The organism is Marisediminitalea alba (assembly GCF_002993365.1).
In the GTDB taxonomy this organism is placed as follows: Bacteria; Pseudomonadota; Gammaproteobacteria; order Enterobacterales; family Alteromonadaceae; genus Alteromonas; species Alteromonas alba.
Genome location: NZ_PVNP01000151.1, coordinates 20,613 through 28,919, shown reverse-complemented (window position 1 = coordinate 28,919; position 8,307 = coordinate 20,613). Strand labels below are relative to the sequence as shown.

The 8,307-nt window shown below is 45.6% G+C and carries 8 protein-coding genes; 3 read left to right on the top strand and 5 right to left on the bottom strand.

Annotated features, from left to right (window positions below; translation table 11 throughout):
- Position 1: 1 nt before the first annotated feature.
- Positions 2-712 (top strand): IS5 family transposase, encoded by a 711-nt coding sequence (locus C6Y40_RS13940; protein WP_170308393.1) that lies wholly within the window; start codon positions 2-4, stop codon positions 710-712.
- Positions 713-805: 93 nt separating this feature from the next.
- A complete protein-coding gene (locus tag C6Y40_RS13935) occupies positions 806-1,297 on the top strand; it encodes a hypothetical protein (protein ID WP_240621961.1) in 492 nt (163 codons plus the stop codon).
- 145 nt (positions 1,298-1,442) lie between these two features.
- On the opposite strand, the gene C6Y40_RS13930 is transcribed toward C6Y40_RS13935, so the two are convergent.
- The 5 genes from C6Y40_RS13930 to C6Y40_RS13910 all read right to left on the bottom strand — a co-directional run bounded on the left by C6Y40_RS13930 (position 1,443) and on the right by C6Y40_RS13910 (position 6,413).
- Positions 1,443-2,678: an IS110 family RNA-guided transposase gene (locus C6Y40_RS13930; protein WP_105935116.1), complete on the bottom strand. Its 1,236-nt coding sequence runs from the start codon at positions 2,676-2,678 to the stop codon at positions 1,443-1,445.
- Between the two features lie 421 nt (positions 2,679-3,099).
- Positions 3,100-3,927, bottom strand: coding sequence for a LytR/AlgR family response regulator transcription factor (locus C6Y40_RS13925; RefSeq protein WP_105935115.1), 828 nt, complete (start codon positions 3,925-3,927; stop codon positions 3,100-3,102).
- Positions 3,928-5,025, bottom strand: coding sequence for a sensor histidine kinase (locus C6Y40_RS13920; RefSeq protein WP_420836939.1), 1,098 nt, complete (start codon positions 5,023-5,025; stop codon positions 3,928-3,930). It lies immediately after the preceding gene.
- 146 nt (positions 5,026-5,171) lie between these two features.
- Complete coding sequence (locus tag C6Y40_RS13915; protein ID WP_105935114.1) at positions 5,172-5,633, bottom strand: Mpo1 family 2-hydroxy fatty acid dioxygenase; 462 nt, start codon at positions 5,631-5,633, stop codon at positions 5,172-5,174.
- A 99-nt stretch (positions 5,634-5,732) separates the two neighbouring features.
- On the bottom strand, positions 5,733-6,413 hold the full coding sequence (locus C6Y40_RS13910) for a flagellar brake domain-containing protein (RefSeq protein ID WP_105935113.1): 681 nt from the start codon (positions 6,411-6,413) through the stop codon (positions 5,733-5,735).
- Between the two features lie 106 nt (positions 6,414-6,519).
- On the opposite strand from C6Y40_RS13910, the gene C6Y40_RS13905 reads away from it, so the two are divergent.
- Entirely contained in the window at positions 6,520-8,301 is a 1,782-nt protein-coding gene (locus C6Y40_RS13905; protein WP_105935120.1) for a M61 family metallopeptidase, read from the top strand.
- The last annotated feature ends 6 nt before the right edge of the window (positions 8,302-8,307 follow it).

The window sequence follows — 8,307 nt, the reverse complement described above, 5'->3', positions numbered from 1 at the left end:
ACTGCTAAAGGAGAGTGGCAGAGTCTATAACAAATATGAGCACCGAAATACCCTGGAGGGCATACTTTACCGAATGCGTACCGGCATTCAGTGGCGGGATTTGCCATCTGAATTTGGTCTCTGGAATACGGTCTACCGACGATTTAATTTATGGTCGAAGAAAGGCATATTGCAAAAGTTATTTGAAAGCTTAGCCTCCGAGGGTGACCCAGAATGGTTGTTTCTTGATGGTAGTATAGTTAAAGCGCATCAGGATAGTAGCGGTGCAGCGGGTAAACAAGATGAGGCCATCGGAAAAAGTCGAGGTGGTAACTCAACGAAAATTCACCTTGCGGTAGATAGCGGTGGCCTGCCCGTTTATTTTGAACTATCCGGTGGTCAAGTGAACGACATCGTACATGCACAAAGTCTGATAATAAACTCCCCACAAGCCGATATTGTTTGTGCTGATAAAGGCTATGACAGTGAAGCTTTTAGAGCTTACGTAGAAGAAAGTGGAGCAGATGCCAATATTCCACGCAAACGAAATAACAAATTAGGTAATGACGATATGGACTGGTGCCTGTATCGATATAGGCATCTTGTTGAAAACGCGTTTTTGAGGATAAAAAGGTACCGGGCAATATCAACAAGATACGACAAGCTAGCTCGAAACTATAGCAGTACAGTCGCATTGGCATTCATGATGATGTGGCTACCAATGTACTGCTGAACAAATAATGTTCAAAGATCAACAGCCTCTAGTATTATTCCTGATGGAAGGCGCGATGATCTAGTTGAGAAAGCATCTAAAGTGTCGAAGGAGATGGCAGTCACAATTGAAAAACACCTAAAGAACAGGCTCCCAATTGATAAAACAAGAAGCGCGTTTGGAGTTACAAGTGAAAATCGGAAAGCTATCGCGAAATCTGAATCTGCAATTGATGAAATTTGGGATTTAATTTCACCTTCAGTACCAAATATCACAAAAAATCAGTTCTTTGGCTTCGAACCAATTCCGGGTATTGAGGGAGTTCAGCATACTCAGCACGGTGCAATATCTGGGGCATATATTGTGCTTAATATGTTAGGAATTAGCCCCGACAAAGGTCTTGCGAAAAGAGACAAGATTAAGAACATAATGTCAGATGGGCAGCACGCTGGAATGGCATCTTATTGTAATGTCCTAGTTTCCGCTGATAGAGGAATAATTAACAAATCAATGTGTATATTTTCGTACCTGAATAATATTACCAATGCTTTGCATTTTGAGTATCAAAAAGGGTACCAGCTGAGAATTGAGGTAAGCAAAATATAAAGCGCATGTTTTCAGAACGTTTTTTCGCTGCGCTCCAAACCAACCGCAAATGCCAGCGTTGAATGTCTGCTGTTTGTCTGAAGCGGTCATGTTTTAAGGCGTAGGTCAACGTCCGCATCACGCCCTGAGACATTTAACCAGTTTTTTAGACCGAAAGAAGGGGCGAATTTCGCTCCTTCAACGCTCTTAAATATTTCGCTTCATCATAGCATGTCCGAGTCTTCCAGCAGCGGTAGATAATTCGAATCCATTTGTAAGCTAAGGCACGAATTGCAGACTGATGCGATTTACCCTTCCGCCTTTGTCCTTGGTAATAAATTTCTGCCCAGTATGATGATTGCACTGTTTTTGCAGCCCATTCTACAAAGGTCTGGCGAATAAACTTGGAACATTGCCATCGCCAATGTACCCAGCATTTTTGACCACTTCGCTCAGTAACGGGAGCTATTCCAGCATAACTTTGTATTTCTTCGGCACTATGGAATCTTTCGCGATTGTCACCAAGTGCCGCAAGCATTCTCGGGCCCATGCAGGGTCCGATACCTGGAAGAGACTTAAATAGTTTCGCATCAGGTAAGGTTTCAAAGAGACTTTCTATTCGCTTGTCATAGGCCTGAATGTTATCGACCACCAGTTTTATTTGTTTTGCTAAACAAACAGCCATCAGTTCGTTGGCTTCGATTACGCAACTATCATTTGTTAAAGGTATCGCCTGTTCTATGCTGACAATACGTTTCTCAACATTTGCGGCACCTCTGCCTCGTGCTGTTTCGAAGAAGCTTCTTATAGTCGACGAACGAGCACGTTTTAAAGTCTGCAAATTTGGCCACCGAATGATTAGATCACAAAACAATGCACTACCACGATGGGAAAACCACTCAAGCGGCTGAGGATAATACTGCTTGAGTGTATTGATTAGCCGGTTTACAAACCGGCGTTTGTCTTCCACTAGCTGGCGTCTTTGTTCCACCAATTGCTGTAACAAACGAATGTCACTGTTACTGGGTTCAATCGGCGTTACCTTCTTGGGATAGCGCAGCATTAACTCAAGCGCCAATTCTGCATCCTGCGGATCGTCCTTTGCTCCACTCGGCCAAAATGCTTGCCGGTAGCGAGCTAAAGATAATGCGTGAACTGGAAAAACTGTCACAAACGGATATTTTTGAAGCGCGTAAACAATTGGCCCTTTCTTTAATTCGAGAGCCACCGCTATTTGACCTTTTACTTGCTTGTGCAAGTTTTTAAGCCAGGTATCAAGAGATTCTGGGGAGTGATCTATTACCTGGAAGCAACGCTCACCAGAACTAAATTGAATACATAAGTCATGTTTTCGGTCTGCCCAATCCAACCCGACATGTACTGCAAATCTATCTTTGGTCATTTTCACCAACTCCTATTAATTGAGGATTGGTATGCATTCCACGCTCTTCGAAAGAAATATAGCTAGCAGTTATTGTGCATGCCCTGAGTATTCGTTAGTGAGCTATGGAGCACTTATTGGCTCCAAAGAAAAGCGGTAATCATCTAATGATTTTCGCTCAATATTCGTAACCAATAAGCGCATACCCTGAACCACTGTCTAAGTGTAATTCTCAGGGATGAAATGACTATAATTCGCTCAAAGCCGCCTTGAGCAGTATAAATCAATATTCCTCAGTATGTGGTGCCGGGTTACTCTCCGACTCCTACAGACAGAGCTCTACCACTAGTGATAATTACCTACCGAAGTCCATGCTTTAGGGCTCACAAAAGAAAGACGGCGCTTAATGCGCCGTCTTGTATTAGTCTGTAATTGGTTTAGCTTACATCTTCATGGCCGCTTTCACCTTATCACGGTGACTGCGACTCACTTTTAGCTCGGTATCGTTATTCAGGATCAGGTGATACTCACCACTAATGTGACTCACCAGTTTTTTCACATAACGAATGTTAGCAATAGCTGAGCGGTGAACACGCACAAACAACTGCGGGTTTAGTTCCTGCTCAAGTTCTTTCATGGTTTTACGCATAATATGCATGCCATCCAGGGCGTGGACGCACATATAATCACCGGCTGCATCAATCCACTGAATATCAGATACATTTACCCGGGTAACTTCTGAGCCGTCTTTAATCGCCAGGACATCCGGGTAAGGATTCGTTTCTACGGCTTCCCCACTGGCCAGCTTACGTAAAATTTCTTCGCAATCGTCACCGGTTAATTCGGCCACCAGATTGACCAGCTTTCTGGACTGCTCGTCCTGGTTCTGGGTGACAAAGTACTCACGAACTTTCTTAATGGCCGCACTGAGGCGCTCGTCATCGGCTGGCTTAAGCAGGTAATCGAGTGCGTGGACATCAAAAGCCTTAATAGCGTAGCTGTCGTAAGCGGTAACAAAGATAATCATCGGGATGGGCTGTTTCAGCTCTTTGAGCTTGTTGATTACCTGAAAACCATTTAAGCCGGGCATTTGAATATCGAGAAAAACCAGATCCGGACGATGCTGAGAAATCATACTGACTGCGTCCAGACCATTCTGACATTCAGCAACCACTTCTACATCATCGAACTTTTCCAGGCGTAAGCGCAAGCCACTGCGGGCCAGAGGCTCATCGTCGACGATAAGAGTTTTAATTTTTTGCTGACTCATTTAAATATCCTTTACATCATAAGGAATACGAACACTAACGCGTACTCCCTGCGGCTGATTATGTTCAACCGTAAAAGCAAAATTCCGATTATACAAAGCGTGCAGGCGTTCTTTTATATTAGGCAGACCCACACCACCGGTGCGGCTTAACTGACCATCCAGAATATCTGCCCCCGGGCCGTTATCGGCTACATCAAGGAGCAGATCGTTACCAAATCTGCGTGCATCAATGGTGAGCTTGCCTGCATGTTCAAGCTTAGAGATAGCATGCTTGATGGCATTTTCAACGATTGGTTGCAGTATCATACTTGGAACCATAGCGTTTTCGCAATCTTCTTCGATATTCCAGACCACTTCCAGACGTTCGCCGAAACGCACTTTTTCGATTTCTAAATATAACCGTAATGCTTTGATTTCCTGACCTAATGCTACTTTTTTAATGGGATCGTTATCCAGCGAGTAACGCAGGAAGTCACTCAGTCTCGATACCATGGCTTCGGCGGTATCATTGTTCTTCATCAGGATCAGCGTCGAAATGGCGTTAAGCGTATTAAACAGGAAATGCGGATTAAGCTGATAGCGCAGCATCTTAAGATGCGCCTGGTGAGCCATGGTGCTGGCTTTTAAGGCGTTTTGCTTTTCGCGCTGCAGCATCTCAAAGTTTTTAATACCAAAATACAAACCGCTCCAACAGCCGATCATGATCATTGAATCAATGGTATTGCTGAAATACATATACCAGGCATCGGGCCTGAAGCCGTGTTTGTAGATTTCCCAGTAGTTAACGTTTTTGACTACTGCCCATAACAGTGCAACGGCATAAGACGCGGCCAGCACGGTGAGCAGTAACTTAACGGCTCCCTGATTGCGCGCCCAGCGATAAACGTAGCGCAGCGGGATAGTTAAAATCCAGCCGGCATAGGAATTAAGGATAATAATAAACAGAAAAATGGGACGAACTTCATGCAAAAACGACCCAATGTAATAAACCACGGCGAATCCCGCCCACCCTGCGGTATGCAATACCCAGAATAAACGTTCATTGTTTTCAAATAGTCGCTGCCACTTCAGCACAAAGGTACCAGATTGTTTTATCATCTACTGCATTATACGTGTATTTGTGAGGGTGAATAATGGCTTAGTCGTAATTGATTTACGATTTATCGCACTATTGTCATACCTGAGGGTAGCAGGCAATGTGGACGGTACAGTCTTTGCGCGCTAATTGCCACATTGCCGGAAGATTAATAACTAATATTTAACCGTTTAAGCCAACTGCCCCATACCCAGGCAGGGCCAATCAACAGAAAACGTAAATCGGTGAAAAACGACGGCCGCTTACCTTCAATAGCATGGCCAATAAACTGCAAAATCCACATGATAACAAATACACCTACACTCACCTGCCAGACCGGCACCGTCGATTGGGCGATTTGTTCAATAATCAGGAAGCAGGCAATGGTTAGCAGTGTCATGGCAGCTCCAATCGGGCCAGACAGCAGAAAGTAGTAATAGAGTACCGGGATAGCGATTATATGCGCAAAGTTAACCCCGTATTGTTCAATAAAGCCAGGCACTGGTATAGACCAGACCAACCCGATAACTGAAAAGTAGATGGCCGGCACGGCCAGGTTATGAATCATCTTATTGGTTGGATTCATGTGGCTTTCTGAATATTCGTTAAACAGCCGTTCAATATCACGCATACAAATTGTCCCCGTTTCCTGTCTGATCCGGAATGAGGCAAGTAATTGTTTTATGGTCGCCCTCTTTCCGCCGCTGGTACAACCAGCGTAGCTTCTATCCTAAAGCTCAACAATAAAACGATCCAACAATTTTTTAACAATTTGTGCATCTGCGGCAAATTGAACGCCATAAAACACCCTGGTTTGTGTGGTACTGCTGTTTTTGATGATCCCTTTAATCACGTTTTCTTTGTCTTGAGCAATTTTAAGTTGAATGGTTTTACCGTTTTCCAGAATGGGGAATTCCGGGCTCGATTCGAGTACGCACCGGCATCCCTGAAAGGACACATCCACAATCATGCAGTCGGTGCTTAAGGTTTGCTTATCATCGCTGGCCGTCACCCGGGCCTGGATACCTGGTGTCCAGCGCTTATGTTTGCGCAGTGCAAGGGTCTGTAGCGATTCAGGCATAGCCACAAAGAGGATGGGTACCGGATGCGTAATAACTTTGATTACGTGAGAGCGAAACGCAATCACCTTGCCTTCATCGCCTTCCAGGACGTAGCGTAAAACCACTTCATTGTCTGGCACCAGCACGTCACGCAGATAACCCCAACGGGACTCACTGGGAACCTGCAACAACAGGCAATTAGGTACATCAGCGCCAATATAGCTGGTTTTTACCCGCTTGGGAGCGGTGGGCGTGGAGATTTGTAAATCCACCACACTGCCAGGCATAAGCGACTGTAAGCTATTGATATCAGCACTACTAAGCAGGATCTTTTTTTGTTTGGGCATCATTTAAAACTGAATCGCAATCACTATAGCTATATAATCATATTTTCAGTATTAAACAACTATTCATGTCCATCCTGGCTAAAACAGGATGCAAGAAGAGGTATATTCCATGGCGCAACCATCGCCCGTCCTTCAGTATTCGTTATCGGTAAACTCAGTCAGCCAGCATTTGTTTGATGTCACCTTATCCATTCCGGCTTTGGACAGTGAACACCTCACACTGAGCCTGCCGGGTTGGATCCCGGGCAGCTATATGGTGCGCGACTTTTCCCGCAATATCGTTAACTTTACCGCCACTAACATTGAAGGACACCCCATTGACGTTAAACTGCTGGATAAACAACAATGGCAGTTAACCACTGGCGGCGAGGCGGTAGAGATAGCGTATCAGGTGTATGCCTTCGATCTGTCAGTACGTAGCGCCTACATCAACGATGAGTACGCCTTTTGTAACGGCACCAGTGTTTTTGTTTGCGTTTCTGGCAGTGAAAACCTGCCCTGCGAACTGGTAATTAAGAGCCCGGTGAGCAAGCCCGACTGGCAAATAGAAACCACCCTGCCTCACCTTGAGGATAACCGTTTTATCAGTGCCGACTATGACGAACTCATCGACCACCCAATATTTATTGGTGAATGCACCAGTGCCGACTTTGAGGTAGATGGCATAACCTTTACTTTGATGTTCAGTGGCACCACAGAGTATGACATGCCTCGCCTGTGCGCCGATTTAGGAAAAGTCTGCCAGCATCATTTATCATTGTTTGGTAAGCCCTACCCGGTTAAACACTATTTGTTTATGACGTTGATTGCCAATGAAGGCTATGGTGGCCTGGAGCATCGCAGCTCTACTGCGCTGTTATTCCCCCGCTTTGAACTACCCCTGGCCGGTGAGCCTGAAGAACTCAGCGACAGCTATGTTAACTTTATTAGTTTGTGTAGCCACGAGTTATTCCACACCTGGCACGTTAAGCGTATTAAACCCGATGTAATGGTGGTGCCCGACCTCAGTCAGGAAACCTACACCGACCAGTTGTGGATTTACGAAGGCTTCACTAGCTTTTATGACGATGTCACCCTGGCCCGCGTAGGTGTTATCCCGCCGGAGCGTTACTTTAAAATAGTCGCGCAAAACCTCACACGGTTGTATAAAAATGCCGGACGTTTTAAGCAAAGCATTGCCGAGTCGAGCTTTTATGCCTGGAACAAGTTTTATAAACAGGACGCCGGTTCAATCAACCACATCGTCAGTTATTACAATAAAGGCGGCATCGTTGCTCTGGGGCTGGATATTTTGCTGCGCGAGCGCAGTAACAACCAATGCAACCTGGACGATCTGATGCGGTTGCTGTGGGCACAATACGGTGATGAAAGCGGCACGCCGGCCAATGTGATAGAACAACTTTGCCGTGACGAACTCAATGTCGACGTAAAAGAATATCTCGATGCTGTGGTGTATGGCACCGAAGACGTGGCGATGGATAGCCTGCTGGAACATATTGGTGTCAGCCAAAGCGTACAGACCCCGCTTTCTTTACAAGATAAGGGCGGCGATGAGGCGGCTGGTAAAGTATCGCCCCGCTATGATTTTGGTGCGGTGACTAAAGATACCGATACCGGTTTACTTATTCAGGCGGTATTGGAAGACTCAGCGGCGTGTCAGGCTGGTTTGCAGATAAACGATAAACTTATCGCTGTAGACGGCTACGTGGTGAATTCAAAATTATTGCAGCGGCTGCTTACCGTACCGAATGACAAGCCTCTGGCACTGAGTGTAATCAGGGATGGCCGCTTGCTCAACCTGACTCTGCCGTTACTCCCCGCTCAGGCGCAAAGCTGTGTGTTGAAAATTACCGATGAAGCAAAAGCAGTAGCGTGGTTAGGGCGGCAGTAACCGCCC

Coding starts and splice junctions, on each gene's coding strand:
- C6Y40_RS13920 (WP_420836939.1), bottom strand. CDS start 5,025: ATGATAAAACAATCTGGTACCTTTGTGCTGAAGTGGCAGCGACTATTT.
- C6Y40_RS13915 (WP_105935114.1), bottom strand. CDS start 5,633: ATGCGTGATATTGAACGGCTGTTTAACGAATATTCAGAAAGCCACATG.
- C6Y40_RS13935 (WP_240621961.1), top strand. CDS start 806: ATGGCAGTCACAATTGAAAAACACCTAAAGAACAGGCTCCCAATTGAT.
- C6Y40_RS13925 (WP_105935115.1), bottom strand. CDS start 3,927: ATGAGTCAGCAAAAAATTAAAACTCTTATCGTCGACGATGAGCCTCTG.
- C6Y40_RS13910 (WP_105935113.1), bottom strand. CDS start 6,413: ATGATGCCCAAACAAAAAAAGATCCTGCTTAGTAGTGCTGATATCAAT.
- C6Y40_RS13905 (WP_105935120.1), top strand. CDS start 6,520: ATGGCGCAACCATCGCCCGTCCTTCAGTATTCGTTATCGGTAAACTCA.
- C6Y40_RS13930 (WP_105935116.1), bottom strand. CDS start 2,678: ATGACCAAAGATAGATTTGCAGTACATGTCGGGTTGGATTGGGCAGAC.